The organism is Chromohalobacter sp., from assembly GCF_039830575.1.
GTDB lineage: Bacteria > Pseudomonadota > Gammaproteobacteria > Pseudomonadales > Halomonadaceae > Chromohalobacter > Chromohalobacter israelensis.
The window spans coordinates 12,952-37,115 of the sequence record NZ_JBDOOX010000006.1; the positions used below are offsets into that span (position 1 = coordinate 12,952).

The 24,164-nt window shown below is 65.2% G+C and carries 21 protein-coding genes and 4 tRNA genes; 12 read left to right on the forward strand and 13 right to left on the reverse strand.

Annotated features, from left to right (window positions below):
- Positions 1 to 184: 184 nt before the first annotated feature.
- From ABGX75_RS04040 to ABGX75_RS04070, 7 genes are all read left to right on the forward strand, one after another.
- Entirely contained in the window at positions 185 to 640 is a 456-nt protein-coding gene (locus tag ABGX75_RS04040; RefSeq protein ID WP_011505828.1) for an acetyl-CoA sensor PanZ family protein, read from the forward strand.
- Positions 637 to 3,006: an AsmA family protein gene (locus ABGX75_RS04045; protein ID WP_179153367.1), complete on the forward strand. Its 2,370-nt coding sequence runs from the start codon at positions 637 to 639 to the stop codon at positions 3,004 to 3,006. Before ABGX75_RS04040 ends, ABGX75_RS04045 begins: the two co-directional genes overlap by 4 nt.
- A 128-nt stretch (positions 3,007 to 3,134) precedes the next feature.
- Positions 3,135 to 4,196: an A/G-specific adenine glycosylase gene (mutY, locus tag ABGX75_RS04050; protein WP_035415557.1), complete on the forward strand. Its 1,062-nt coding sequence runs from the start codon at positions 3,135 to 3,137 to the stop codon at positions 4,194 to 4,196.
- 41 nt (positions 4,197 to 4,237) lie between these two features.
- Entirely contained in the window at positions 4,238 to 4,510 is a 273-nt protein-coding gene (locus ABGX75_RS04055; RefSeq protein ID WP_011505831.1) for an oxidative damage protection protein, read from the forward strand.
- Positions 4,511 to 4,591: 81 nt separating this feature from the next.
- Positions 4,592 to 4,667: transfer RNA gene (locus ABGX75_RS04060), tRNA-Phe, on the forward strand.
- A 6-nt stretch (positions 4,668 to 4,673) separates the two neighbouring features.
- Positions 4,674 to 4,748: transfer RNA gene (locus ABGX75_RS04065), tRNA-Gln, on the forward strand.
- Between the two features lie 21 nt (positions 4,749 to 4,769).
- Positions 4,770 to 4,845, forward strand: a tRNA-Thr gene (locus tag ABGX75_RS04070).
- A gap of 106 nt (positions 4,846 to 4,951) precedes the next feature.
- On the opposite strand, the gene ABGX75_RS04075 is transcribed toward ABGX75_RS04070, so the two are convergent.
- Positions 4,952 to 5,506, reverse strand: a complete 555-nt coding sequence (locus ABGX75_RS04075; protein WP_110061548.1) for a flavin reductase family protein — start codon at positions 5,504 to 5,506, stop codon at positions 4,952 to 4,954.
- A 626-nt stretch (positions 5,507 to 6,132) separates the two neighbouring features.
- Complete coding sequence (locus tag ABGX75_RS04080; RefSeq protein WP_179153347.1) at positions 6,133 to 8,367, reverse strand: NADP-dependent isocitrate dehydrogenase; 2,235 nt, start codon at positions 8,365 to 8,367, stop codon at positions 6,133 to 6,135.
- A gap of 351 nt (positions 8,368 to 8,718) precedes the next feature.
- On the opposite strand from ABGX75_RS04080, the gene ABGX75_RS04085 reads away from it, so the two are divergent.
- From ABGX75_RS04085 to ABGX75_RS04105, 5 genes are all read left to right on the forward strand, one after another.
- Positions 8,719 to 8,919 carry a hypothetical protein gene (locus tag ABGX75_RS04085; protein ID WP_146206906.1) on the forward strand — a complete coding sequence of 67 codons (201 nt, stop codon included), beginning with the start codon at positions 8,719 to 8,721 and terminating at the stop codon, positions 8,917 to 8,919.
- Positions 8,920 to 9,323: 404 nt separating this feature from the next.
- Positions 9,324 to 9,399, forward strand: a tRNA-Thr gene (locus ABGX75_RS04090).
- A 293-nt stretch (positions 9,400 to 9,692) separates the two neighbouring features.
- Entirely contained in the window at positions 9,693 to 10,376 is a 684-nt protein-coding gene (locus tag ABGX75_RS04095) for a 2Fe-2S iron-sulfur cluster-binding protein (protein ID WP_035414480.1), read from the forward strand.
- Positions 10,373 to 11,359, forward strand: coding sequence for a xanthine dehydrogenase family protein subunit M (locus ABGX75_RS04100; protein WP_347410596.1), 987 nt, complete (start codon positions 10,373 to 10,375; stop codon positions 11,357 to 11,359). The genes ABGX75_RS04095 and ABGX75_RS04100 overlap by 4 nt, the downstream gene beginning before the upstream one ends.
- Before the next feature lie 22 nt (positions 11,360 to 11,381).
- Positions 11,382 to 13,610, forward strand: coding sequence for a xanthine dehydrogenase family protein molybdopterin-binding subunit (locus ABGX75_RS04105; protein WP_347410597.1), 2,229 nt, complete (start codon positions 11,382 to 11,384; stop codon positions 13,608 to 13,610).
- Between the two features lie 16 nt (positions 13,611 to 13,626).
- On the opposite strand, the gene ABGX75_RS04110 is transcribed toward ABGX75_RS04105, so the two are convergent.
- The 11 genes from ABGX75_RS04110 to ABGX75_RS04160 all read right to left on the reverse strand — a co-directional run bounded on the left by ABGX75_RS04110 (position 13,627) and on the right by ABGX75_RS04160 (position 24,090).
- On the reverse strand, positions 13,627 to 14,250 hold the full coding sequence (locus ABGX75_RS04110) for a nucleotidyltransferase family protein (RefSeq protein ID WP_011505838.1): 624 nt from the start codon (positions 14,248 to 14,250) through the stop codon (positions 13,627 to 13,629).
- Complete coding sequence (locus ABGX75_RS04115) at positions 14,240 to 15,211, reverse strand: XdhC family protein (protein ID WP_287124920.1); 972 nt, start codon at positions 15,209 to 15,211, stop codon at positions 14,240 to 14,242. Before ABGX75_RS04115 ends, ABGX75_RS04110 begins: the two co-directional genes overlap by 11 nt.
- Positions 15,212 to 15,341: 130 nt before the next feature.
- Entirely contained in the window at positions 15,342 to 16,073 is a 732-nt protein-coding gene (locus ABGX75_RS04120) for an ABC transporter permease subunit (RefSeq protein ID WP_110061541.1), read from the reverse strand.
- A gap of 38 nt (positions 16,074 to 16,111) precedes the next feature.
- Complete coding sequence (locus tag ABGX75_RS04125; RefSeq protein WP_110061540.1) at positions 16,112 to 16,816, reverse strand: ABC transporter permease subunit; 705 nt, start codon at positions 16,814 to 16,816, stop codon at positions 16,112 to 16,114.
- A 66-nt stretch (positions 16,817 to 16,882) separates the two neighbouring features.
- The gene (locus ABGX75_RS04130) at positions 16,883 to 17,671 is read right to left on the reverse strand and encodes a transporter substrate-binding domain-containing protein (RefSeq protein WP_258305794.1); all 789 of its coding nucleotides are present in this window, start codon (positions 17,669 to 17,671) and stop codon (positions 16,883 to 16,885) included.
- 76 nt (positions 17,672 to 17,747) lie between these two features.
- On the reverse strand, positions 17,748 to 18,515 hold the full coding sequence (locus tag ABGX75_RS04135) for an amino acid ABC transporter ATP-binding protein (RefSeq protein WP_011505843.1): 768 nt from the start codon (positions 18,513 to 18,515) through the stop codon (positions 17,748 to 17,750).
- Positions 18,516 to 18,577: 62 nt separating this feature from the next.
- A complete protein-coding gene (locus ABGX75_RS04140; RefSeq protein WP_110061539.1) occupies positions 18,578 to 19,768 on the reverse strand; it encodes a pyridoxal phosphate-dependent aminotransferase in 1,191 nt (396 codons plus the stop codon).
- Positions 19,769 to 19,797: 29 nt separating this feature from the next.
- The gene (locus tag ABGX75_RS04145) at positions 19,798 to 20,736 is read right to left on the reverse strand and encodes an ABC transporter substrate-binding protein (protein ID WP_110061538.1); all 939 of its coding nucleotides are present in this window, start codon (positions 20,734 to 20,736) and stop codon (positions 19,798 to 19,800) included.
- 26 nt (positions 20,737 to 20,762) lie between these two features.
- The gene (locus tag ABGX75_RS04150) at positions 20,763 to 22,355 is read right to left on the reverse strand and encodes a 5-guanidino-2-oxopentanoate decarboxylase (RefSeq protein WP_110061537.1); all 1,593 of its coding nucleotides are present in this window, start codon (positions 22,353 to 22,355) and stop codon (positions 20,763 to 20,765) included.
- Positions 22,352 to 22,930 (reverse strand): HD domain-containing protein, encoded by a 579-nt coding sequence (locus ABGX75_RS04155; protein ID WP_035414488.1) that lies wholly within the window; start codon positions 22,928 to 22,930, stop codon positions 22,352 to 22,354. The genes ABGX75_RS04150 and ABGX75_RS04155 overlap by 4 nt, the downstream gene beginning before the upstream one ends.
- The gene (locus ABGX75_RS04160) at positions 22,927 to 24,090 is read right to left on the reverse strand and encodes a TauD/TfdA family dioxygenase (protein ID WP_181396284.1); all 1,164 of its coding nucleotides are present in this window, start codon (positions 24,088 to 24,090) and stop codon (positions 22,927 to 22,929) included. Before ABGX75_RS04160 ends, ABGX75_RS04155 begins: the two co-directional genes overlap by 4 nt.
- Positions 24,091 to 24,164: the final 74 nt, after the last annotated feature.

Consider the following 24,164-nt stretch of genomic DNA (forward strand, 5'->3'; position numbering starts at 1 on the left):
ACGTGAACGGGGCGCGCGATGAAGACGGGTGCGCAAGGCTCGCGGCGCCATGGAACGGTCATTATAGAGAATCGCCCCGGCCATCCGCTACAATGCCGGGAGTTCAGGGGCGATTCCCGCGTCCCATCACCATCGCTCGAGGGTCCGTGACAGGGGCCAGGGAGATCGTCCAGGGAGAGCCAGCATGCCGGTGACCTTGCAGGAAATCGACCGCGCCCAGTGGGAAACGGATTCCCAGGTGGCGCAGGATCTCGCGCGCATCTACCGCGATGCTCCTGCCGAGCGCCTTCCCGCGCCCGTCGACCGTTTCATCGAGGCGCATTTCGCCCAGGGAGGAACCTTTTGCTGCGCATTGTTCAATGCGCGGCGTCTGGGCGCCGTCGCCGTGCAACGTGAAAAGGGCGTATGGTGGGTATCGCATTTCTGCGTACGTGCCGAAACCCGCCATCGCGGCGTGGGCTCGCGTCTCTTGATGCTCATTGCCGAGCGGGCGCGAGACGAAGCCTGCACACCGCGCGTGCCGAGCACGGTACTGATGATGGGTGACCAGTTGTTGTTGACTCGGCTCGGCTATCATCCCGCTGCCGACGGGGCGTATTACGAATTCCATTCATTAGCGTCAGAGGGAGGGCGCCGATGAGAGCGCTGCTGAGAGCATTATTGGCGGTGGTCGGGGTGTTGGCCCTGATCGTGGTCGGCGCCGTGGTTTACATCACCACCTTCTTTGATCCCAACGACCTCAAGCCGCGCCTCGTCGAGGCGGTGCGCGAACAGAGCGGCCTGGATCTCAACCTGGAAGGGCAGCTGGCGTGGTCGTTCTATCCGCGCCTGGGCTTCAGCGTCGAGCAGGCCGAGGCCTGGTTGCCCGAGCAGCCACATGAAGAGGCGCCCTTCGCGGCATTCGAGCGCGCCGAGGTCAGCGTGGCATTCGCGCCGCTGCTTTCCGGCGAGGTCGCCGTGGAGGGACTGACACTGGATGGCATGCGCCTCAACCTGGAACGCGACGCGCAGGGCCGGGGGAACTGGCAAGTCCTGCTCGACCGCCTGGAAAACGGCGGTGACCAGGCGGAGCGTGCCCTGGCGCCTGCCTCGGCAGGGCCCGGGCTCGATCAGAACGCCGACAGCCTGCCGGTGGCGCTGGATATCGCAAGTGTGCAGGTCCGTGACAGCCTCGTGCACTATCGCGATGCGCAGCGCGACCTCGATCTGACGCTGTCGGGCCTCAGCCTGGACGGCAGTAACGTCAGCCCCGATGCGGCGTTTCCCCTGCAGATGGCGTTCGAGCTCGAAAGCCAGGCGCCTGCGCTGACCAGCGACGTCAACTTCAAGAGTCGGGTGCGCCTCGGTCTGAGCGACGGTCGCTATGAGTTGAACAAGGTGACCCTGGAAACCAGCACGCAGTGGCCGGCGCTCTCCGAGCAGGCGCAGGGCCTCAACCTGCAGATCGGCCATCTGCTGGCCGAGACCCAGCGGCAGCATTACCGGATCGACGATGCCCGACTGAATACTCGCCTGCACCATCCTGCCGTGGACGGCAAGCCCCTGGGACTGAGCCTCGGGTTCGACGGCGAGGCCGACCTCGATGCGCAAACGGCACAGCTGCGCGACATTGCCCTGAGCGGCGATGATGACCTGGACCTCACGGGGACGCTGAGCTTTACCGACCTGCTCGGTGCGCCGGAGTATACCGGCCAGCTCAAATTGTCGCCCCTGTCGCTGCGTGACTGGCTCACGCGTTTCGAGGCCCTGCCGGAAACCGGCGACGACAAGGCGCTGAGCGAGGTGGCGTTCACCAGCCCGGTGCACGGCGACCTCGAGCGTATCAATTTCTCGAACCTGAGCCTGCTGCTCGACGGGGAAACCTTCACCGGCGAGCTGGGGGCCGGCTTCGATGGCCAGTGGCTGAGCTTCGACCTGCAAGGCGAGCGTCTCGACCTGGATGCCTACCTTCCGCCTGCCGCCGCGTCCCGTAACGAGGACGATGCAGCTGACGCCGAGGACACGGCGGCCTTGCTCGAGACGCTGGGCGTCGCCCCGGCGTATGCGGCCGCCGAGGGCGCGGAGCTGCTGCCCGTCGAGTGGCTGTCCGGCCTGACGCTCGATGGTCAACTGGCATTGGACACCATGATGCTCAAGGGCATGACGCTGACGGACGTCGCGCTGCGCGCTGCCGGCAGCGACGGCCGGCAGCGCCTGGAATCGCTGACCGCCAAGCTCTACGAAGGCACGCTCGATGCCCAGGGTAGCCTGGACCTGCGCCAGTCGCCCCTGCGCATGGCGTTCACGGAATCGCTCTCCAATGTACAGATCGCGCCGCTCTACGCGGATGCCACTGGCGAGACGTCACCGTTGCGGGGCCGTCTCAACCTGGAGAGCGACGTGACCTCGCGTACCAACCGGCTCGAATCGCTCAAGCGTCACCTGAATGGCACGGCGTCATTGCGCATCGACGACGGCGCCATGCTCGACGTCAATGTGTCGAAGCAATTGTGCACGGCAGCAGCGTTGCTCGATGGAGAGCGCTCGGATCGCGAGTGGAGCGAGGACACACCCTTCGATACGCTCTCGGCCACGCTCGATATCACCGATGGCGTGGCACGTAACGACGACCTCACGATTCGCATTCCGGGCATCGAGATGACCGGAGCGGGGACGTTCAACATTCCCACCGAGCGTTTCGACTATGACGTCAAGGCGCGCTTCATCGACACGGCGGACCAGCAGGCGTGCCGTGTCACCTCGCGCCTGCAGCAGGTCAGCCTGCCGGTGCATTGTGAAGGCCGCCTGGGCGAAGCGCCGGAGGAATGGTGCCGCTTCGACCGCGAGGCCTTCCAGGACACGCTGGAGGCACTGGCCGAGGACAAGGCCAAGCGAGAGGTCGGCGAGGAAGTCGACGAGGCGCTGGACAAGCATCTCGACAGCGAGACCGCACGCAAGATCGATGAAACGCTGGGTGAAGGTGCCTCCAAGGAACTCGGGGACAAGTTGCGTGGTCTATTCAAGTGAGCAAAGCCCAAAGCCAGTCCCTGCGCCGACACCCGTCGGCGCTTTTTTTGGTATCCGTCGTGCCTGACACCTTCACACCTGACATCCATGGCTTGACGGCGTCTTCGCCGTCTGGACGATAACGCACAATGCAGGACATTCCGCTTACCGCCGAGGCCTTTCGTCAGCGGCTCATCGCATGGTTCGACGAGCATGGGCGCAAGACGCTGCCCTGGCAGTTCGACAAGACGCCCTACCGTGTCTGGGTCTCGGAAATCATGCTGCAGCAGACCCAGGTCGCCACGGTAATCCCATATTACCAGCGCTTCATGGATCGCTTTCCCGATGTGTTTGCCCTGGCCGAGGCGCCGCAAGACGAGGTGCTGCACTTGTGGACGGGCCTGGGCTACTACGCACGTGCCCGCAACCTCCACAAGGCTGCTCGAGTCGTGGTAGAGGAACATGGCGGCGAGTTCCCCGTGGACAGCGTCGAGGCGCTGTCCACGCTTCCCGGCATCGGCCGCTCCACGGCCGGGGCCATCATCAGCATCAGTACCGGCCGGCGCGCGCCGATTCTCGACGGTAACGTCAAGCGTGTGCTGACTCGCCTGCACGGCGTGGAAGGCTGGCCCGGTCGGCCGGCGGTGGAGCGTGAGCTCTGGGCGCTGGCGGAGCGTTACACGCCCGAGGTGCGTCTGCCCGATTACACCCAGGCGATGATGGATGTGGGGGCGACGCTGTGCACCCGCGGCAAGCCCGCGTGTCTGTTATGCCCCTTCAACGATGTGTGCGTGGCGCATGCGCGTGGCGAGGAAACGCGCTTCCCCGAATCCAAGCCGCGCAAGACACTGCCCGAACGTACCACGCGGATGCTGGTACTGCGTGACCCGGAGGGCCGCGTGTTCCTTCAGCAGCGGCCCGCGAGCGGTCTGTGGGGCGGGCTATGGAGCTTGCCGCAATTCGATGATGAGGCGGCGTTGCGTGCCTGGCTCGACCAGCGCTTTCCACGGGCTCAACGCGAAGCGGATGGCGCCGCCTTCACGCACACGTTCAGCCACTTCCGGCTGGTGATCACGCCGTCTCCCGCGCGTCTGCACGAGCCATTCAGCAGCGTCGGCGAGACGGGCGAATTGTGGTACGACGTGCAGGCCCCGGCTAGTGTAGGATTGGCCGCACCGGTCAAGACGCTGCTCGATCAAGCCGTTACTTGAAACCGTGCCATGACGAACCGCAACTTTCAGGAGCCAGCGCCATGAGCGATACCGTCTTTTGCCGCAAGTACCAGAAGGAACTCGATGCCCTGCCGTTTCCGCCGCTTCCCGGCGCCAAGGGCCAGGAGATCCAGCAGACCGTTTCCAAGCAAGCGTGGGATGAGTGGCAGGCGCTGCAGACCCGCCTGATCAACGAAAAGCATCTCAGCCTGCTGGACCCCGATGCGCGCGCTTATCTCATGGAGCAGATGGAGCGCTTTCTGGACAACCGCGAGACCGATCAGGCCGAGGGCTACGTGCCTCCGAGCCAATAGGCCCGGTGGTCGGCATCTTTTTGAAATGAAAAGACTTGACCCACGCCGAGGAATCCGGTTTAATACGTCCCCGTTGGCAAGGGCCAGATAGCTCAGTCGGTAGAGCAGTGGATTGAAAATCCTCGTGTCGGCGGTTCGATTCCGTCTCTGGCCACCACATTGCTGGGGTATAGCCAAGTGGTAAGGCACCGGTTTTTGGTATCGGCATTCGCAGGTTCGAGTCCTGCTACCCCAGCCATCGCCAACGTTTCTATGCTATGCCGACATAGCTCAGTTGGTAGAGCAACTGACTTGTAATCAGTAGGTCCCGGGTTCGACTCCTGGTGTCGGCACCATAGCTTAGATATTGATTTAAAAGGCTTTTTTGGCCTTGAAAGAAACCGCCTCTCAGGGCGGTTTTTTGTATGTGTCAACCAAGTGTCCACAGCGCTAATTCAAGCATTACAAATTCTGCACCCTGAAATCCGCCGAGCGGTCGACCTCGTCGCCGGCAACCATGAAGCGGCCGTGACCGCGGTAGTGCAGTGTGCGGGCAAGGTCGAACGAGGTATCGACATGGGCTTTGACGATCTCCCAGATGAAAAGCTCGTGGCGGTCTATCTGGCTGTCATCGACCAGGCGGCATTCGAAGCTGGCATAGCATTCCTCCACGAGTGGCGCTGAGACGATCTTGCCCGGTGTCGGTGTCAGTCCGAAGGCATCGAACTTATCGAGCGCATCACCATCGCTATTGCCCACCCCGACCACGTCGTCGATCAGTTCCAGTGTCGGTATGTTGATCGTGCACTCGCGGCTTTCGCGCACGAGGCGGTGGCTGTGATTGGCGGCGGTGATCAGGCAACCGAAGTGTGCCGGCGTGAAGCCGAGCATCATGTGCCAGCCCATCACCATCAGGTTGCGCTCTGCCTGCCATTGCGAGCCCACCAGTACGATGGGGCCGGTTTCCAGATGACAGCGGCATTGATCGAGTGGGAGGTTGGTCTTGCGGGGTGTCATACCTTCTCCTGGCAACGATGGTACCCCGACTCAAATAGATCATCGTGGTAGAAGAAGGCGTTGACGAGGTCCAGACATAAATAAGCCCGGCCTAGGCCGGGCTGTGGACGTTGCATCCATTGCATTGTCCTGCCGAGCTCCCTGCGACGTGCCACACGTCCCTGTGCGCGATGCTTGGCATCCAGGTCGCTTCCCTGCTCGGCGGCGACCACAGTGACACAGCGAGAGGGGGACTAGATTGATCCAGGTTAAATACCCGACAATCGGACTCGGATACTATTCATCATCCGAGAAACCGCCCGGTGGATCGCAGGTATCGCAGGTGCTGACGCTTGATGTAGTCAGAAGCTTACTGAAAAAGTATCGGATGTCGGTAAACGATGCGTCGCTAATGTGTTATCTTTTGTAATTGTGAGCCATGGATGGCGAGGAACCTGCAAGGATGTCCGATTCCATCGCGTAGTGGCTCACACTGCGTACTACGTTTTGGCCCTCCCGTCGTGGAGGGCTTTTTTCGGTCCGTTGCATGCTGCCAGGGGGCCAACGCAACAGGCCCATGCTGGAGCATGGGCCTGCTGATCAGTGCCTGGCTGTGCGAACCGGCGCCGCTGGCTCGGGCAGTGCCATCAACGCTGCATGAGTGCGTCCAGAGCCGCGTTCAGCGTGGCGCTGGGGCGCATCGCCTTGCTGGCCAGCTCATGATCGGGATGGTAGTAGCCGTGGATGTCCACCGGCTTGCCCTGCACCTCGTTGAGTTCATTGACGATCTTGGCTTCGTCCGCTTCGAGCGACTTGGCCAGTTCGGTGAACTGCTCCTTCAGCTCGGCATCTTCATCCTGAGCGGCCAGCGCCTGGGACCAGTAGAGCGAGAGATAGAAGTGGCTGCCGCGGTTATCCAGCTCGCCGACCTTGCGCTTGGGTGACTTGTCCGCGTCGAGGAACTTGCCGGTCGCCTGATCGAGTGTCTTGCCGAGAACCTTGGCCTTGGTATTGCCGTAGGTCTTGCCGAGGTGCTCGAGCGAGGCGGCAAGTGCCAGGAATTCACCCAGCGAGTCCCAGCGCAGGTGGTTCTCTTCCAGCAATTGCTGCACGTGCTTGGGCGCGCTGCCGCCGGCACCGGTCTCGAACAGCCCGCCGCCTTCCATCAGCGGTACGATGGAGAGCATCTTGGCGCTGGTGCCGAGCTCCATGATCGGGAACAAGTCGGTCAGGTAGTCGCGCAGCACGTTCCCGGTGACCGAGATGGTGTCCTCGCCCTTGCGAATGCGTTCGAGAGAGAAGCGCATCGCGTCTTCCGGCGCCATGATGCGAATGTCGAGGCCACTGGTGTCATGGTCCTCGAGGTAGCTTTCGACCTTCTTGATCAACTGTGCGTCGTGAGCACGCTGAGGGTCCAGCCAGAAGACGGCAGGGCTGCCGCTGTCACGAGCCCGGGTGACGGCGAGCTTGACCCAGTCCTGGATCGGCGCGTCCTTGGTCTGGCACATGCGCCAGATGTCGCCGGCTTCCACGTCGTGGCTGAACAGCTGCTGCCCGTTTTCGTCGGTGACGACCACGGTGCCATCGGCCGGGATCTGGAAGGTCTTGTCGTGAGAGCCGTACTCTTCGGCCTTCTGTGCCATCAGGCCGACGTTGGGAACGCTGCCCATGGTGGTCGGGTCGAAGGCACCGTTCTGCTTGCAGTCATTGATCACGACCTGGTAGATGCCGGCGTAGCAACGGTCGGGAATCACTGCCTTGGCGTCGTGCAGGGCGTCGTCGGCTCCCCACATCTTGCCCGAGTCGCGAATCATTGCCGGCATGGAGGCGTCGATGATCACATCAGAGGGAACATGCAGGTTGGTGATGCCCTTGTGCGAGTTGACCATCGCCATCGGCGGGCGCTCTTTGTAGAGAGCGTCGATGTCGCTGGTGATCGCGTCCTGCTGTTCGCTGGGCAGCGACTGGATGGCACTGTAGAGATCGCCGATGCCGCTGTTGGGGCTGAAGCCGGCCAGCTTGAGGGCGTCGGCATGCTTCTCGAGCACGTCCTTGTAGAATTCCTCGACCACCATGCCGAACATGATCGGGTCCGAGACCTTCATCATGGTCGCCTTGAGATGCAGCGAGAACAGTACGCCGCGCTTCTTGGCGTCCTTGATCTCGCTGTCGATGAAGTTGCGCAGGCGGCGGCTGCTCATGCGAGCGGCATCCACGACCTCGCCTTCCTGAACCGCCAGGTTCTCCTTCAGCACCGTGCGGGTGCCGTCTTTCTGCTGGAGCTCGATCTTGAGCTTGCCGGCCTGAGCGATCACGGCGGATTGCTCGCTGCCGTAGAAGTCCCCCTCGCTCATGTGCGCGACATGAGACTGGGAATCGGCACTCCACTCGCCCATGCGATGCGGGTACTTGCGAGCGTAGTTCTTGACGGACTGCGGGGCGCGGCGATCGGAGTTGCCTTCGCGCAGCACCGGGTTGACCGCACTGCCCTTGGCCTTGTCGTAGGCGGCCTTGATCGCCTTTTCTTCGTCGCTGGAGGGCTCGTCCGGATAATCCGGCAGGGGGTAGCCCTGGCTCTGCAGTTCCTTGATGGCAGCCTTGAGCTGCGGGCCGGAGGCGCTGATGTTGGGCAGCTTGATGATGTTGGCTTCCGGCGTCTTGGCCAGCTCGCCGAGTTCGCTCAGATCGTCGCTGACGCGCTGCTCGTCGCTGAGCAGGTCCGGAAATTGCGCCAGGATACGGCCGGCCAGTGAAATATCGCGAGTCTCGACGCTGACGCCGGCGGTACTGGTGTAAGCGGCGATGATCGGTAGCAGGGAGTGGGTCGCCAGCGCAGGGGCTTCATCGGTAAGCGTGTAGATGATCTTCGGCGTGTTGGACATTTGGATATTGACCTCTCTTGTCACTGCTGTTGCACGAATCTTCAGCGGTGCGGGTTGGCTTGGGACGATACAAGTACTGACCGGCGATCATGGGCAGCCTTGCTCGCCCGGCGATGGTGCGGTGCCCGCGAAGGCGCTTGGACCATCATGCAGAAGATGAATTCGGTGGCCCGTCACGGTGCCGGCGACCCAGCGGTCGAGTCGGATTATACCAGTGCAGCGTTTGTTGCGCATATGCACTGTCGACAATCGTTCGCCGCTGCCGCGATGGGCTTGCCGGTCGCGGCAGCCGTTGCGAGACTTTCGGCTCGATTCCGTATTCCGAATATCGCCTGCGAGATGAGACACGAGATGACAGTTCTGATCGGTATTGGCATTCCCCTGGCAGTGCTGGTGGCGGTGTGGTGGTGTGCCCGGCTGGCGTTGAAGCATCTGACGGCCCGGGACAAGGCGACTCGCGAGCGCATGGCCTGGGCCATCGCCGCAGTGGTGGCGGCGCTGATTGCGGTGTATCTGTGGTTGCTGCTGACCATGCCAGTGATGCCGTCTTAGTCCGCTGCGAATCGTTGGTCGACGAATAATTGCTTTCTCGATTTGACACGCTGTCAAACCTTGTATAACTTTTCACTGTCGCTGGGGGTAACGGCCACAGGGAAGTGGCTCAGGGAATCAAAGTTGCTCTCAACCGGCTGGGAAGCTGGGTGACGGAATTCGCCGAGTCAGGAAGACAACGTGGATGTTCTGCGCACATGCGCTTAATGACAGGCATGGATGCCGACAAAGTTGCTCATAGGGAACTGAGCACGTTGTACGGATACACTTCTGTACAAGTTACAAGGGCAGGACCGCAAGGTCCTGCCCTTGTCGCGTTGTCGGCGTTCACCTCGCCGGCAGCGCGGTGTGTGGCCCCAAGGCCTTGTCGAGTGACGCTATCCTGACTACCATTTTGTGCCGCTGCCGGTGTAGCTCAGTCGGAAGAGCAACGCACTCGTAATGCGTAGGTCGGTGGTTCGAGTCCACTCACCGGCACCAACCAGCTATCTGCAGACCGCCGCCACGATGTTTACGGGCGGCGGTCTTGCGTTCCCGCCCCATGTGCTCGGCATTTCATGCCTGATCCTCTGGCATCATGCTCCGTTTCTCTGAAGTTAGCGCCCTAGCTTTGCGGCTATCCGACGAGTCTCCTAACGTTAAGGTTGGCCGAACCGCCTGACACGGTTTTCGGCCCGCAGACTATTTTACGTCGGTGGGCGTGCACCGATGCCCGGTAATCGCTCGCCGAAGACGGACCCCCAGCCCTGGCTGGCGAATGGTGAGGATACGACATGGATGACCGCGAACGTCTCGAGGCCGAGGTCTCGTATTACGATCCCACGCGACAACCGGCATCGCCGTCGCGGCGCCACTTCCTGAAGACTGCGGGTGCTTCCGGATTGGCGGTGGCCGCTGCGCCGGCGTTGTCATCGGTGAGTTACGCCGGCTCGCCGGACGATCCTGATACGCAGACCGACGCACCGCCCGCCGAGGGGGCACGGCGCATCACCCTGACCGTCAATGGACGTCGCCATCAGCTCGATGTCGCACCCAACGTGATCCTGCTCGATGCGTTGCGTCACGGCCTGCAATTGACCGGCACCAAGAAAGGCTGCGATCACGGTCAGTGCGGCGCCTGCACGATCCTGGTCAACGGCACGTCCATCAATTCCTGCTTGAGCCTCGCCGTGACTCACGACGGCGACGAGATCACGACCGTCGAAGGGCTCGAAAAGGACGGCCAGCAGCATCCGTTGCAGCAGGCGTTTCTCGAGCATGACGCCTATCAGTGCGGTTACTGCACGGCGGGTCAGATGATGAGCGCGCTGGCAGTCCTGCAGGATGACGACATCGGTACCAGCGATGCCGACGTGCGCGAGGCGATGAGCGGCAATATCTGCCGTTGCGGCGCCTACAAGAACATCGTCGCGGCTATCCAGTCAGCTCGAGGCGCCGTCCAGGGAGGCAAGGCATGAGACATTTCGATTACGCCCGCGCCGAAAGCCCGCAACAAGCTGTCGCGGCGCATGGCAGCGATCGCGATGCCGCCTTTCTGGCAGGCGGCACCACACTGCTGGACCTGGTCAAGCTCGATGTGATGCAGCCGCAGAAGGTGGTCGATATCAACGGCGTCGATCTCACGACCATCGAGCGCCTCGACGATGGGCGGCTGCGCATCGGCGCGATGGTGACCAATACCGCGCTGGCGCGGGACGAGCGTGTGGTCGAGGATTATGCCGTGCTGTCCCAGGCTCTGCTGGCAGGGGCCTCGACACAACTGCGCAACAAGGCCACCACCGGCGGCAACATCATGCAGCGGGTGCGCTGTCCCTATTTCCGCGATGGCGTCTCCGCCTGCAACAAGCGCGAGCCCGGCAGTGGCTGCGCGGCGATCGGCGGTGTCAATCGGACCGTCCATGCCGTGCTCGGCACCAGCGACGCCTGCATCGCCACGCATCCCTCGGATATGTGCGTGGCGATGGCGGCGATCGGCGCCACGGTCGAGGTGCAGGGGCCGGAAGGCTCGCGCGAGATCGACTTCGGCGACTTCCATCTGCTGCCCGGTGACACGCCGGCCCGCGAGCATGCGCTCGAGCCGGGCGAGTTGATCACCCATGTGGTTCTCGAGGCGCCGATCCACGGGAGCCGGTCCGCCTATCTCAAGTTGCGCGACCGTCAGTCCTATCAGTTCGCGCTCGCCTCCAGCGCGGTGATCGTGCGCATGGACGGCGACATCATCCGCGAGGCCCGAGTGGCCATGGGGGGTGTCGGCACCAAGCCCTGGCGGGCGCCGGAAGTGGAAGCAGCGCTCAAGGGCAGGACCGCCAGCGAAGCGCTCTTTACGGATGCCGCCAGGCTGGCCTTCGAGAAGGCCACGGCCTATTCCCAGAACGGCTACAAGATTCCGCTCGGCCAGCAGGCCATCGTGCGCAACTTGTCCGACCTGACCGCCGCCTGATCGCCCGCTAGGAGAACCGACCATGAGCGACAAACAGCACAGCATCATCGGCGCGGGCGTGCCGCGCATCGACGGCCCGGATAAGCTCGCCGGCCGCGCCAACTATGCCGCCGACAACCTGCCGGCCGACATGGCATACGGCTATGGCGTGTTCAGTACCATCGCCAAGGGCAAGGTGACACGAATCAAGGTCGATGAGGCGAAGCGGATGCCGGGCGTCATCGACATCTTCCATCATGGGCATTTCCCGTCGCTGTACCGGACGCCGTCGAGCTTCGTGCAGGGCAACAAGGTGGAAGAAACCCGGCTGCCGTTCGAAGACGAGCGTGTGTACTACGAGGGCCAGTTCGTGGCGCTCGTGGTCGCCGACAGCTTCGAGAACGCGCGTGCCGCCGCGCGCCATGTCGAGGTGGAATATGCTGCGGAGTCGGCCGTCGCCAATCTCGCCCAGGGACTCGACGACAATGGCACGCAGGCAGGTAGCGGCAATCACTCTCGGGGAGATGCGCCCGGGGCGTTCGAAGACGCGGCAGCGAGCATCGACGTCACCTATCACACCCCGGTGGAAACCCATAACCCGATGGAGATGCATGCCTCCGTGGCGTACTGGGACGCGCAGGGCAATCTGACCATCTATGATGCCTCGCAAGGGGTCGTGGTCGAGCGCAATGCACTGTCCAAGATCTTCGCCATCGCTCCTGAGCGCATCACGGTGCATGCGCCGTACATCGGCTCGGGATTCGGCAGCAAGCTGTGGACCTGGCCACACGCCGTCGCCACCGCCGCCGTGGCGCGTGAAGTGGGACGCCCGGTGCAGCTCGTCGTGCCGCGTCAGCAGATGTTCACCACTACCGGGCATCGCCCCGAAACGCGTCAGCGCATGCGCCTGGCCACCGATGCCAACGGCAGGCTGGTCTCGCTGCGTCACGAATCGATCAACACCACGTCGTTCACCGATCAGTACGTGGAAACCTGCGGCAGCGTGACCAAAAGCCTCTACAGCTGTCCCAACCTGACGGTGAGCCATGCCACGACCCAGGTGAATCGCGGCACCCCCACGTCGATGCGTGCGCCCGGCGCGGCGCCGGGGCTGTTCGCGCTGGAGTCGGCGATCGACGAGATGGCGCTGGCGGCGGGTGTCGATCCGGTGCAGTTCCGGCTCGACAATTATGCCGAGCGCGACGAAAGTCAGGATCTGGATTTCTCCAGCAACCACATCGTCGAAGCAACGAATCGGGCGGCGGAGACATTCGGCTGGGCCGACCGCAATCCACGGATCGGCAGCATGCGCGAGGGGCGCGAGATCATCGGCTATGGCATGGCAGCCTGCAATTGGGAAGCGCTGAAGCGCCCCTGCGATGCACGCGTGTCGCTTCGTGCCGATGGCACCGCCTTTGCCTCCTGCGCGACACAGGACATCGGCACCGGCACTTACACCATCGTGGCGCAGGCGGTGAGCGACGTGACCGGCATCCCGATCGACCGTATCACCGTCAAGCTGGGCGATTCCTCCTATCCGGACGGACCGATCTCCGGCGGCTCCTGGGCCACGGCGACGACCCTGCCGGCTATCGCCGGGGCGGCGCGCAATGCCCTCGACGAGATGAAGCGCTACGCCACCGGCGACAACGGTGTCTTCGCCGGGGCGTCCAGCGACGAGCTGGACGTCGTGGACGGCGGCCTGCGCAATGCCGGCGGCAAGCAGGCGAGCTTCGCCGAGGTCCTCGACGCCGCGCGTTACGGCAGCGCCGACGGCGAAGCGCATACCGAGGCCGCCGACTCGCAATACTCCTATCGCTCCTTCGGTGCTCATTTCGTCGAGGTGCGCTGGGATCCGGGCATTTCTCACCTGCGCGTGTCGCGCGTGGTCAGTGCCATCGACGTGGGCCGCGTGATCAACGAAACCACGGCGCGCAATCAGGTCGAGGGCGCGGTCGTCATGGGCATCGGCATGGGGCTGTTCGAAGCCACCGAGTACGACGAGCGCAACGGTCGTCCCGTGAACAACGACTATGCCGAGTACGTGGTGCCGGTACACGCCGATCAGCCGGAGATCGACGTCATCCTGCTCGATTACCCGGACCTGGCGTTCAACGAGTACGGTGCGCGCGGTATCGGCGAGATCGGCATCACCGGGCTTGCGGCTGCCATCGGCAATGCGGTGCACCATGCCACCGGCAAGCGCATTCGCGAACTGCCGATCACCCTCGACAAGCTGATGGACGACGTACCCCAGGCGCAAAGCGCCTGAGGCGCGTCGGCTGATCTCAGTGCCTCGCGCCGCCGCCAGCGGGCGTCGCGAGGTGTTGCAGGTCCGAAGGCGTATCGACGTCCAGCAGAATGCCGGGATCCTCGACATCGATCGTCCGGCAGCGTTCGGGGTGCTGGTGGATGAGTCGCCGCGCCCCGCTATCCCCGTCCAGGTGCGTGAGCGCCGGCCAGAAATCGCGTCCGAACAGTACCGGGTGGCCGGGGCGGCCGGCATGCCGGGGGCGAATTATGTGTGCGGTATCGGCCATGTGCTGCACGCGGCGCAGCGTGTCGGCGCGAATGGCGGGCATGTCGCCGAGCAGTATCGCGGCCGCCTGAACGTCGGCGAGTGACGGGTCCCCTGCAAGCGTCGCGAAGGCCTCGGCCAGGCTGGTACCCAGCCCGCGGTCGGCGTGTGCGACACCGATCACGGACGCGTGCTCGGCCAGGCCGAGATGCGCCGGCGTCTCGGTATCGCGCAGCACCACGCGACAGTGAGTGAAGGCCTCGACCGCACGCGCGAAGGAGGCGTTGAGCAGCGTCTCGCCCCCTGCCAGCAGGGCGCGGCGCTTGTCCTGCTCTCCGAAACGCCGCGAGCTTCCGGCGGCCATGATCACGGCGACCACGCGCTTACAGGGCATCGCGTGCCTTGCCGCGTCTCACGCGCACGATATCGGCCATGACCGCCAGCGCGATTTCGGCGGGTGTCCTGCTCCCGAGTGCCAGGCCGATGGGCATGTGCAGACGTGCGATCTCTTCCTCGCTGAGCCCGCCGGTGCGAGCCAGGCGCTCGGCACGGGCCGTCGAGGTGCGTTGCGAGCCCATGACCCCGATGTAGAACGCCGGCGTGCGCACGGCCTCGATCATGGTCAGGTCATCCAGGCGCGGGTCGTGGGTCAGGGCGACGATGGCCGTCGCCGCGTGGCTCGCGCCCGAAGCAATGAAGGCGCTGGGCAGCTCGCGTCGCGTGCGTACCCCGGGAAGCGTCACGTCTTCCCATGCCTCTTCGCGCGGGTCGCAGACGATGACCTCGAATCCCATCGCGCATGCGAATTCGGCGCAGGCGATTGCTACCGGCGACACACCTGCCACGATCAGGCGCGCCACGGGGCCGAGGCGCACCCGGGCGTGATGCGCATCGCACGTCACCCTGGGTCCATTGCCGTCGTCCTCGACGAGCGTCGCCGCGCCCGTGGCGAGGTCGATGTCGCGGACGGCCGGGTGCCGGCCGCCCAGCACGTCCTGCACGGCTTCGAGATGAGCCAGCGATGCCGGCGTCGCCGGCAGGCGCTCGATCAGGACGTCGAGAATGCCATCGCAGGGCAGCGTCACCGACGGCCCGTCGGCATGCCCGTCGCCGTAGCGCAGCGTGGTGATCGGCGCCTCGAAGTCCCCGCGCCTCAGGCGTTCGAGGAAATCCTCCTCGATGCATCCGCCGGACAGGGAGCCTGCATGGCGGCCGTCCCCACGCGCGACGAACAGCGAGCCCGGCTCGCGGGGCGACGAGCCGAACGTCGCCAGCACCGTGCACAGCCAGACCGTCTCACCGGCGCGTGTCCAGGCCAGGGCCTTTTCGATGACCTGTAAATCCAAGTGCTGCATGCGCGAGGCGTCCCATCGAACAATGAACGTCGAACATCGTGCGGCTCCGATGCGTTGGCCGCACGATGTTTCCTTGGCAGACGCTTGCCTGCGTGGCGCTCATTGTAACACCTCGGCGTACGCGCGCCGGCTAGCCGGGCAGCAGGCGCCGGCGCCTGGGAGCGGCGGGGCGAGCGCCTGGGAAGCGCTGCTCGATGAGACGCATCACGCTGGTGAGCACCAGGGTCAGGGCGAGATAGATACCGGCGATGAGCAAGAGCGGCTCGTACACCAGGAAGGTTTCGTCGCGCACCATGTTGGCGGCCTTGAGCAGATCCATCAGCGCGATGGTCGAGACCAGCGGCACCGACTTGAGCAGCAGGATCAGCTCGCCGGTCAGCGTGGGCAGGCACATCTGGATGGCGCGCGGCAGCCACAGCCGATAGAGAATCTGCCAACGCTTCAGGCCGAAGGCGCGTCCCGCGGCCAGCTCCCCCTCGGGCACGCTCAAGAGCGCGCCGCGAAGCACCTCGCCCGTGTAGGCGCCGACGCTCAGCGTGAAGGTCAGCGCGCCATAGAAGAACGGGTCCCGCAGCAACGGCCAGACCAGACTCTCGCGCACGCCGGGAATTTCCGGCAGCAGGCGCCCGACCCCGTCGTAGAAAAAGAACAGTTGCACGAGCAAGGGCGTGCCACGTACCACCGTGGTCACACCGGTGACCAGCATCGCCAGCGGACGGGGACCGCGCAGGCGGGTCACGGCGAACACCACCGCCAGCGCGAAACCGCAGACGGCCGACACGGCGACCAGCCACAAGGTGTTGACGAAGCCGGTCCACAGGGCCTTTTGATAGAACGGATCGGTCAGCCAGGAAAAGTCCATGGCAGGGATACTCCTCGATACGGGCTAGTCGGTGTCGACTAGGTGCTGGGCTGGCCGCGCCGGACGTAGCGCTCCGCGCGGGCGAACAAGGCGTTGGAGCCCAGCGTCATGACCAGATACAGCGCGCCGGCGAACGCGTAGAACAGGGCATAGTCGCGCGTGCTGGCGGCCGCCTGCTGGGCGGTGAAGAACAGCTCCTCGAAACCGATCACGCTGATCAACGCGGTGTCCTTGACCAGGATCAGCCACAGGTTGGACATCCCGGGCAGGGCGTTGGGCAGCATGGCGGGCAGCACGATGCGGTGAAAACGGGTCGGGCGCGAAAAGCCGTAGGCATCGGCGGCTTCCAGCTGCCCGCGCGGTATCGCCTGGATGGCGCCGCGGAAGACTTCGGTCATGTAGGCGCCCTGCACGAAGGCGAGCACGCCCACGGCAGTGACGAAACCGCTGATCTCGACGTGCATGTCGCCACCGAGTTCGGCGAGCAGGGCATTGAGCGCCTGGCTGCCGGCGTAGTACAGCAGGATGATCAACAGCAATTCGGGAATGGCGCGCACCAGGGTAGAGTACGCCGTCCCCAGGGCGCGCAGGGGGCGCCAGGGGCTGAGCCGGGCCGTGGCGCCGACGAGCCCCAGGCCGAGCCCGATGGCATAAGCCAGCAAGGCGATTTCCAGGGTTACCAGAGCGCCTTGCAGGATCGGGCCGAGCCATTCCAGCAGGCCATCGGTAGGATCGCTTGGCATGGTCGAATCTCGCAGTGTCGGAACGGGACCGGCCGGGCAGACCCGGCCGGAGGATCGCGAGGCGGATCAACCGCCGCAGATGTCGGTGCCGAAGTACTGCTGGGAGAGCTCGGCGCAGCGGCCGTTGTCGAGCACGCTGGCGATCGCGGCGTTGAGCTTGTCGCGCAGGGCGTCGTCTTCCTGGCGCAGACCGATGCCCACACCGTCGCCGAAGGCATCGTCACGCGGCGCGATGGCGCGGATCTCGAAGTCCTGCGCTGAGTCGCGCTCGACGAATTCCGTCATGGCGATCTCGTCGGCAAGGATGGCATCGACGCGTCCGGCGAGCAGGTCGCGGTTGGCTTGTTCCTGCTGATCGTAGACCTTGAGTTCGACCCCGGTATCGGCCAGCGAGCGGCGTGCGAAGGTGGCGTTGGTGGTCGAGCCCTGCACCCCCAGAATCTTGCCGTCCAGGTCCTCGGGAATTTGCATGTCGTTGGCCTTGGCGGTGACGTACGCCGAGGGCGTGAAGTAGTACGGATCGCTGAAGGCGATGACCCGCTTGCGCTTCTCGGTGATCGACAGCGAATTCATGATCATGTCGATCTTGCCGCTGTTGAGGGCAGGGAAGATCCCGCTCCAGCCCGTCGGGGTGATTTCACAGGCGGCGTCCATCTGCGCGCAGATCGCCTGGCCCAGCTCGACTTCGAAGCCGGTCCAGCTGCCGTCGGCATCCTTGTAGGTGAACGGCGGGTAGGGCTCCGCGGAGATCCCGATCTTGAGCGGTTCGTCCGCCATCGCCGAGGTGGCGCTCAGGGCCAGCAAGACAATGCCCGTGGCCTGCATCAGGGTCGCTTTCAGTTGCTTGATCATCATGGTTCCCCATCGTTGTTGTATCGGGCCGGTGCGGCCCGGGATGATATGGCGCCCTGGGTGGCGCCACGTGAAAGGCTCAGGCCACGCTCGAGACGAACTGGCGGCAGCGTTCGCTGGTCGCGTTCTCGAAGACATCATGCGGCGTGCCGATTTCCTCGACGCAGCCCTGATGCAGGAACGCCACCTGGTGCGAGACGTCGCGCGCGAAGCCCATCTCGTGCGTGACCAGCAGCATGGTGCGGCCTTCCTCGGCGAGGCTCTGGATGACCGCGAGCACGTCGCCGACCAGCTCCGGGTCGAGCGCCGAGGTAGGTTCGTCGAACAGCAGCACGCGCGGCTCCATGGCCAGGGCCCGGGCGATGGCCACGCGCTGCTGTTGTCCGCCGGAGAGGTAGGCGGGGTACTGATCGCGCTTGTCGGCCATGCCCACGCGCGCCAGGTAATGCTCGGCGAGGGATGTGGCGTCGCGCCTGCTCAGGCCGCGCACGCGCATGGGCGCCTCGATCACGTTGCCGAGCACGCTCAAGTGTGGCCATAGATTGAATTGCTGAAAGACCATGCTGACCTGCGTGCGCAGGCGTTGCAGCTGGCGCCGGTCGGGCCGGTGGTGGCGAGCGGGCGAGAAGGCCAGCGACTCGCCGGCAATGGTCAGATCGCCGCTGTCGGGGGTCTCGAGAAGGTTCATGCAGCGCAGCAAGGTGCTCTTGCCGGAACCGCTGGAGCCGATGATCGAGGCCACGTGGCCCTCGCGCACGTCGAGCGAGACGTCCTTGATGACTTCCAGCTCGGCGTAGCGCTTGACCAGGTGGCGGGCCTCGATGGCCAGGTTATTGTGATTAGCCATACCCCTCCTGCAGTGAGTGGAAAGATAGCGGCCCGGGTATCGTCACCGGGCCGCGCGTGCGGTCATGCCTCGGCCGTCGTGCGGCACTCGGCGGCGCAGCGTGCCAGGCGCCGGCAGGCCTCGCGCAGGCGATCGGCATCCACCGTCAAGCTCAAGCGCACGAAGCCGGACGCCGACGGGCCGAAGGCATCCCCCGCGAGTACCGAGACGCCCTGGGTATCGAGCAAGCGGTCGGCAAAGGCCTGTGCCGACAGCCCGGTGCGGCGAATGTCGACCATCATGAACATGCCGGCCGCGGGGCGCAGCGCCTCGACGGTCTCGTCGTCGGCGAGGGCCTCGAGCACGCTGTCGCGGCGCGTACGGTAGGTGCGACGCATCTCGTCGAGCGCTGCAGGCGGGTGGGCCAGGGCCTCGCAGGCGGCATCCTGGATGAAGTCGGGGCTGCCGTAGAGCATGCACAGCGCCAGGTGGGTCAGGTGCTGGACCAAGGACCCAGGCCCGATCACCCAGCCCAGGCGCCAGCCGGTCATGGCATGCGACTTGGACAGGCTGTTGACGATGGCGGTGCGCTCACGCATGCCCGCGAGGCTATCCGGCGAGAGATGCTCGCCATCGTGGATCAACTCGGCATAGACCTCGTCGGAGAGCAGCCACAGATCATGCTTGCGGCACAACGCGGCCAGTGCCTCCCAGTGGTCGCGGCTCAGCACCTGACCGGTGGGGTTGTGCGGACTGTTGAGCAGCAGCGCACGGGTGCGCGGCGTGACCGCGGCGGCGAACTCCGCGGGGTCGGGCTGAAAGTCGTTCGCCGCACGCAACGGCACGCGCACCAGGGTCGCCCCCGCGGCCTGCAGGGCCGCCTCGTAGGTCACGTACATCGGCTCGGGCACGATCACCTCGTCGCCGGGGTCGAGCACGCACTGCGCCACCGCATACAGGCCGCACTGCGCGCCGGCCATGACCGCGACATTGTCGGCCTGGGTATCCGGCGCGCCGCCGGTTTGGCGGTGCCGACGCGCGATCAACTCGCGCAGCCGGGCCTTGCCCTGTACGTCGGCATAGTGCGTGGCGCCGGCGCGCAGGCTGTCGACCGCGCTGTCGACGATCGGCGTCGGCGTGGCGAAATCCGGATCGCCCACCGAGAGGATGATGACATCGTCGCCCTCGGCCTGACGCGCCAGGGCCCGGTAGTGGATGTCCCAGGCGGCGGCACCTTCGCCGGCGATGCGCTGGGTCAGTCGAGAATACTGCATGCAAGCTCCTTGCTGGCGGTCGCCGTGCGTTACAGGCTGGCCTTGACGGCGGCCAGGCCGGGATCGCCGTCACGGGTGGTGACGCCTTCCAGGAAGTCGGCCAGTTCATCGGGGTGCGCTTGCAGCCATTCGCGGGCCACCGTCTCGAGCTCGCGCTCTTCCAGGCCGTATTCGCGAATGAAGTCGCTTTGTTGCTCGGCGGTCAGCACGAACTGGTCGAGCAGCCGCATGAGGTTGGGGTTGGCCTCGCTGAAGGACTTGGCGACGATGGTGCGCACGTCGCTGCGGCCCTGGTTCTCGCCATAGATGCCTTCAGGGTCGTCGAGGATATGCATGTCGAATTCCGGCACCATCCAGTGCGGCGTCCAGCCGTAGAAGGCGACCCAGCGCTTCTCGTCGTAGGCGCTGCGCACGGCGCTGAGCATCCCGGGGGTCGAGGACTCCAGCAGTTCCCAGTCGCCCAGGCCGTAGGTGTCGTTGCGTTTGGCGTCGTTGATGAAGTCGCTGACCGTCGAGCCCGACTCGATGGAATAGTAGCGGCCCTCGAAACGTTCGCGGTTCTCGGGATCGTCGAGCTGCTCGGCGCTGGTCACGCCGGCATCGAAGACATAGCCGGGGACCGCGAAGCCCATGCGCGCGCCGGTGACGTTGTTGCCCAGATCGACGATGGTGCCGTCGTCCATCGCGGCGTCGTAGCTGTCCTGCTGGGCGGGGAGCCAGCCGGCGAGGAAGACGTCGCTGTCGCCGGTTTGCAAGGTCTTGTAGCCCACCGTGCTGCTGAGCTCCTGGCGCTCGTTGGTATAGCCCAGCGGGGCCAGGATCTGCGCCATGATTTCGGTCTTGACCGTGACGCCGGGCCACGGCGGCGCGACGAAGGAGACCTGGGTGGCCTCGTCGGTGGCATGGGCGTGGGCTGCCAGGGGCAGCAGGGCAAGGGCGGCCATCAGCCGCGTGGTGGTGCGTCGCATGATGTCTCCTGGTGAATACGATGAATTCAAGCGGACCATCTGTCGGCCTCGACGTCGATCAGGGTCGGCCCCGGTGCCTGGCGCGACGCCTGAAGTGCCTGGTGCAGCGCGGTACGCGTCGAGACGCGCACGCCGTGGCAGTCCATCGACCGGGCCAGTGTCACGAAATCCGGCGCGGCAAGATCGACGCCGAGACGCGGCACATCCTGGGCGTCCATGTAGCGGCGGATCTCGCCATACCCCGCGTTGTTCCAGATCACGATCGCCAGGGGCACGCCGGCCTCGCGCGCGGTGGCGATTTCAGCGAGGGTGAACATGAGCCCGCCGTCTCCGACCAGCGCGATCACCGGCCGCTCGGGCACGCCCAGGGCCGCGCCCAGGGCGGCGGGCAGCCCGTAGCCGAGCGTGCCGTAGCCGGTGGCGGCGTTGAACCAGCGGCGTGGCGCGGGCATCTCGGCGATGAAGTTGCCGGCATATACCGGTCCGGTGGAGTCGCCGACGATGGTGGCGTCGGGCAATGCCTCGCGCAGGGTGTCGAGGAAGTCGGCATAGGGGGCGACATCGTCGGCGTCGCGCAGTGCCAGCGCCGCCCGGGTGTCGGCGACGCGGGCGGCGCCCTCGCGCGAGGCCTGATGGGGCAGGCGTTCGAGCAATCCCAGGACCACTTCTCCGACGTCGGCCAGCAGGGCGAGGTCGGTGGCGTGATTGCGCGCCAGCTGCTGGGCATCGATGTCCACGCGGATCAGCCGGCCATCGAGCCGGAAGCCGCCATCGAAGGTCAGGTCGTAGTCAGTCTCACCGAGTTCGGTGCCCAGTGCCAGCACCACATCGGCGTGGCGGGCGAGTTCGCGGCCGGCGGGCAGACTCGCGCAGGCGCCGAGGTCGAGCGGGTGATCGCATCCCAGCACGCCCTTGGCGTTGATGGTGGTCATGGCGGGAGCGTCGAGGCGTTCGACCAGGGTGCGTACCGCGTCGCCGGCAGCGACGCAGCCGCCCCCCAGCAGCACCAGCGGACGTTCGGCGTCGGCGAGCCAGTCGGCGGCCCAGGCCAGTGCGGCATCGGGAGCCGTCGGCGGAAAGACCTCGGCGATGCGCGGCCGGGTCTCGGGCGCGGGCAAGGCCATCACGTCGAGCGGGATTTCGATGTGCACGGGGCCGGGGCGGGCGCTCTTGAAGACGGCAAAGGCGCGTCCCAGCACCTCGGGCAGGGCCTCGGGCGTCTGCAGGGTATGGCTGAACACGCTGACCCCGGACAGGGTGTGTTGCTGATCGGGCAGTTCGTGCAGGCGGCCTTGGCCACGACCCAGGGTGTCGCGCCGATTGACGCTGGAAATTACCAGCATGGGGACCGAATCGGCGAGCGCCTGGCCCATGGCGGTGGCGATGTTGGTCATGCCCGGACCGCTGATGATGAAGCAGGCGGCCGGCTTGCCGGTCGCGCGGGCGTAACCGTCGGCCATGAAGCCGGCCCCTTGCTCGTGCCGCGGGGTCACGTGGCGCAGACCGCTGTCGGGCAGACCGCGATACAGCTCGACGGTATGCACGCCGGGGATGCCGAAGACGGTCTCGATGCCGTGAGCGACGAGCAGCTCGAGAAGGCGATGGGCGCACTGGGTCATGCCGGGTCCTCGACGCTGGTGGTTTCGCCGAATGGCGGGCGTGACATGACACGCTCGACCATGGGGATGAAGTCCTCGAGAGGCCGCGTGGGGTAGTCGGGATCGAAGGCGCACTGGTCCCACTCGTCGCAGAAGCGCACGGTGCGCGCGTAGGCAGGGTGATCGCGATAGGCCTCGCGCGCATGGGGATCCATGCCGTAGAAGGCGCGGTAGTGATACCCCTGGAACAGTTCGTGATGGCGAATCATCCACACATTGAGCGGATCGATGAAGGGTTCGAGGATCGCCGCGGCGATTTCCGCATGATTGGCGGGAGCCAGGTCGTCGCCGATGTCGTGGAGCAGGGCGCAGACCACGGTCTCCTCGTCGGCGCCCGCTTCCAGCGCGCGGGTGGCGGTTTGCAGGCAATGCTCGTAACGGTCGACGGGATAGCCGTGGGTATCGCCCTTGAGGCGCAGCAGGTGCTCGAGCACGCGTCGGCTGGCATCGTTCTGGTAGTGCTGGAAATGCGCGTCGATCAATGCCCAGTCGGCGCGGGTGCTTTCATCGAAACGGGTGAAGGTCGCCTGGTTCATGGGTTGACTCCTTGAGCGGTATGCGATGCGCCAGGCCGCGCGTTTCCAGCGAGCTGGGCGCCGAGCACGCGGCGCCGGCTGGCGGTACTGTCGCGATCCACATAGCCCTGGCGCAGGTGACGCACGCCCCCCTCGAGCTGGTACGCGGTGCGGCCGTGCAGCAGCCGATAGTTGTCCATGATCAGCATGTCGCCCGGCTCGAGCTTGAGGTGCACGGTCAATGCCTCGTCGGTGATCAGGCGATAGAACCGCTGACGCGCGGCGTAGTAACGCTCGAGCAGCGCCGCGTCGTGGGCCGCGATGCGCTCGGTGCGATTGGAGTAGCGCACGCGCGCCAGACGTCCTCGGCTGTCGAGTTCGATCAGCGGTCCCTCGCTTTCCAGGTCGGTGGTGGCGTCGGTGTAGCGGAAGCGTGGCGAGAGACGCGTCAGGCATGCGAAATCCTCGGGCGCCTCGGCCTTGAGACGCTGCGCCGCCATGAAGCCATCGGTCAGCGTGCTGTCGCCCCCGTCGGCGGCGTTGCTCAGGCAGTGCAGCCAGATATAGCCGGGGATCGGATCGCGATAGGGGTTGTCGGTATGCGGCTCGAGGCCTCGTTGCGTCATGGTGAGATCAAACGCGTTGGCCACCGACTTGACGTCGGCGATGCCGCCCCAGTTGGTGCGGCGCAACGGGCCGATACGGTCGATCAACGGCTGCATGCCGTCTTCCTCGCAGGGCACGCCGCTGACCTTGACGAAGCCGTAGCGGTGCAGGTCCTCGAGCATGGCCAGCAGGGCACCGTCGTCCTCGAGCGCCGAAGCGAAGGTCGCCTGGGGCAGCGAGTCGAGGCCGGCGTCCCACAGACGAAGGCCGGGCTCGACCTCGGCGTGATCGGCGTCGGTGTCGAGGAGCAGGTCGTTCAGGGCATAGGCCGTGGCGTGACCGTCGCTGAAGCGTACGTGCAGGGAGTCTGCCTCGCAGCTTGCGATCTCGGCGTGCAACGTCAGGGGCAGTTGTGCGGCCTCGATCAAGCGCTGTCCGGTGCGGGTGTCGAGCGTGGTGTCGTCCGGCGCCCGCTCGCGCAGCCAGAGGGCGGCGAATTCGCGACGCTGACCGGCGGCATGCAGGATCAGGCGGCGCCCCTCGTCCTTGAGTTCGACGTCGGCGGAAATGGACATGAACGGTGCTCTCCACTGCTGGCATGGATTCGTAATCGCTTGGCTCGCGGGCCAAGACATTTCCCTACCCTAGG

Excerpts from the sequence above, each read along its gene's own strand:
- ABGX75_RS04040 (WP_011505828.1), top strand. The coding sequence starts at position 185 with ATGCCGGTGACCTTGCAGGAAATCGACCGCGCCCAGTGGGAAACGGAT.
- ABGX75_RS04045 (WP_179153367.1), top strand. The coding sequence starts at position 637 with ATGAGAGCGCTGCTGAGAGCATTATTGGCGGTGGTCGGGGTGTTGGCC.
- mutY (WP_035415557.1), top strand. The coding sequence starts at position 3,135 with ATGCAGGACATTCCGCTTACCGCCGAGGCCTTTCGTCAGCGGCTCATC.
- ABGX75_RS04055 (WP_011505831.1), top strand. The coding sequence starts at position 4,238 with ATGAGCGATACCGTCTTTTGCCGCAAGTACCAGAAGGAACTCGATGCC.
- ABGX75_RS04075 (WP_110061548.1), bottom strand. The coding sequence starts at position 5,506 with ATGACACCCCGCAAGACCAACCTCCCACTCGATCAATGCCGCTGTCAT.
- ABGX75_RS04080 (WP_179153347.1), bottom strand. The coding sequence starts at position 8,367 with ATGTCCAACACGCCGAAGATCATCTACACGCTTACCGATGAAGCCCCT.
- ABGX75_RS04085 (WP_146206906.1), top strand. The coding sequence starts at position 8,719 with ATGACAGTTCTGATCGGTATTGGCATTCCCCTGGCAGTGCTGGTGGCG.
- ABGX75_RS04095 (WP_035414480.1), top strand. The coding sequence starts at position 9,693 with ATGGATGACCGCGAACGTCTCGAGGCCGAGGTCTCGTATTACGATCCC.
- ABGX75_RS04100 (WP_347410596.1), top strand. The coding sequence starts at position 10,373 with ATGAGACATTTCGATTACGCCCGCGCCGAAAGCCCGCAACAAGCTGTC.
- ABGX75_RS04105 (WP_347410597.1), top strand. The coding sequence starts at position 11,382 with ATGAGCGACAAACAGCACAGCATCATCGGCGCGGGCGTGCCGCGCATC.
- ABGX75_RS04110 (WP_011505838.1), bottom strand. The coding sequence starts at position 14,250 with ATGCCCTGTAAGCGCGTGGTCGCCGTGATCATGGCCGCCGGAAGCTCG.
- ABGX75_RS04115 (WP_287124920.1), bottom strand. The coding sequence starts at position 15,211 with ATGCAGCACTTGGATTTACAGGTCATCGAAAAGGCCCTGGCCTGGACA.
- ABGX75_RS04120 (WP_110061541.1), bottom strand. The coding sequence starts at position 16,073 with ATGGACTTTTCCTGGCTGACCGATCCGTTCTATCAAAAGGCCCTGTGG.
- ABGX75_RS04125 (WP_110061540.1), bottom strand. The coding sequence starts at position 16,816 with ATGCCAAGCGATCCTACCGATGGCCTGCTGGAATGGCTCGGCCCGATC.
- ABGX75_RS04130 (WP_258305794.1), bottom strand. The coding sequence starts at position 17,671 with ATGATGATCAAGCAACTGAAAGCGACCCTGATGCAGGCCACGGGCATT.
- ABGX75_RS04135 (WP_011505843.1), bottom strand. The coding sequence starts at position 18,515 with ATGGCTAATCACAATAACCTGGCCATCGAGGCCCGCCACCTGGTCAAG.
- ABGX75_RS04140 (WP_110061539.1), bottom strand. The coding sequence starts at position 19,768 with ATGCAGTATTCTCGACTGACCCAGCGCATCGCCGGCGAAGGTGCCGCC.
- ABGX75_RS04145 (WP_110061538.1), bottom strand. The coding sequence starts at position 20,736 with ATGCGACGCACCACCACGCGGCTGATGGCCGCCCTTGCCCTGCTGCCC.
- ABGX75_RS04150 (WP_110061537.1), bottom strand. The coding sequence starts at position 22,355 with ATGACCCAGTGCGCCCATCGCCTTCTCGAGCTGCTCGTCGCTCACGGC.
- ABGX75_RS04155 (WP_035414488.1), bottom strand. The coding sequence starts at position 22,930 with ATGAACCAGGCGACCTTCACCCGTTTCGATGAAAGCACCCGCGCCGAC.
- ABGX75_RS04160 (WP_181396284.1), bottom strand. The coding sequence starts at position 24,090 with ATGTCCATTTCCGCCGACGTCGAACTCAAGGACGAGGGGCGCCGCCTG.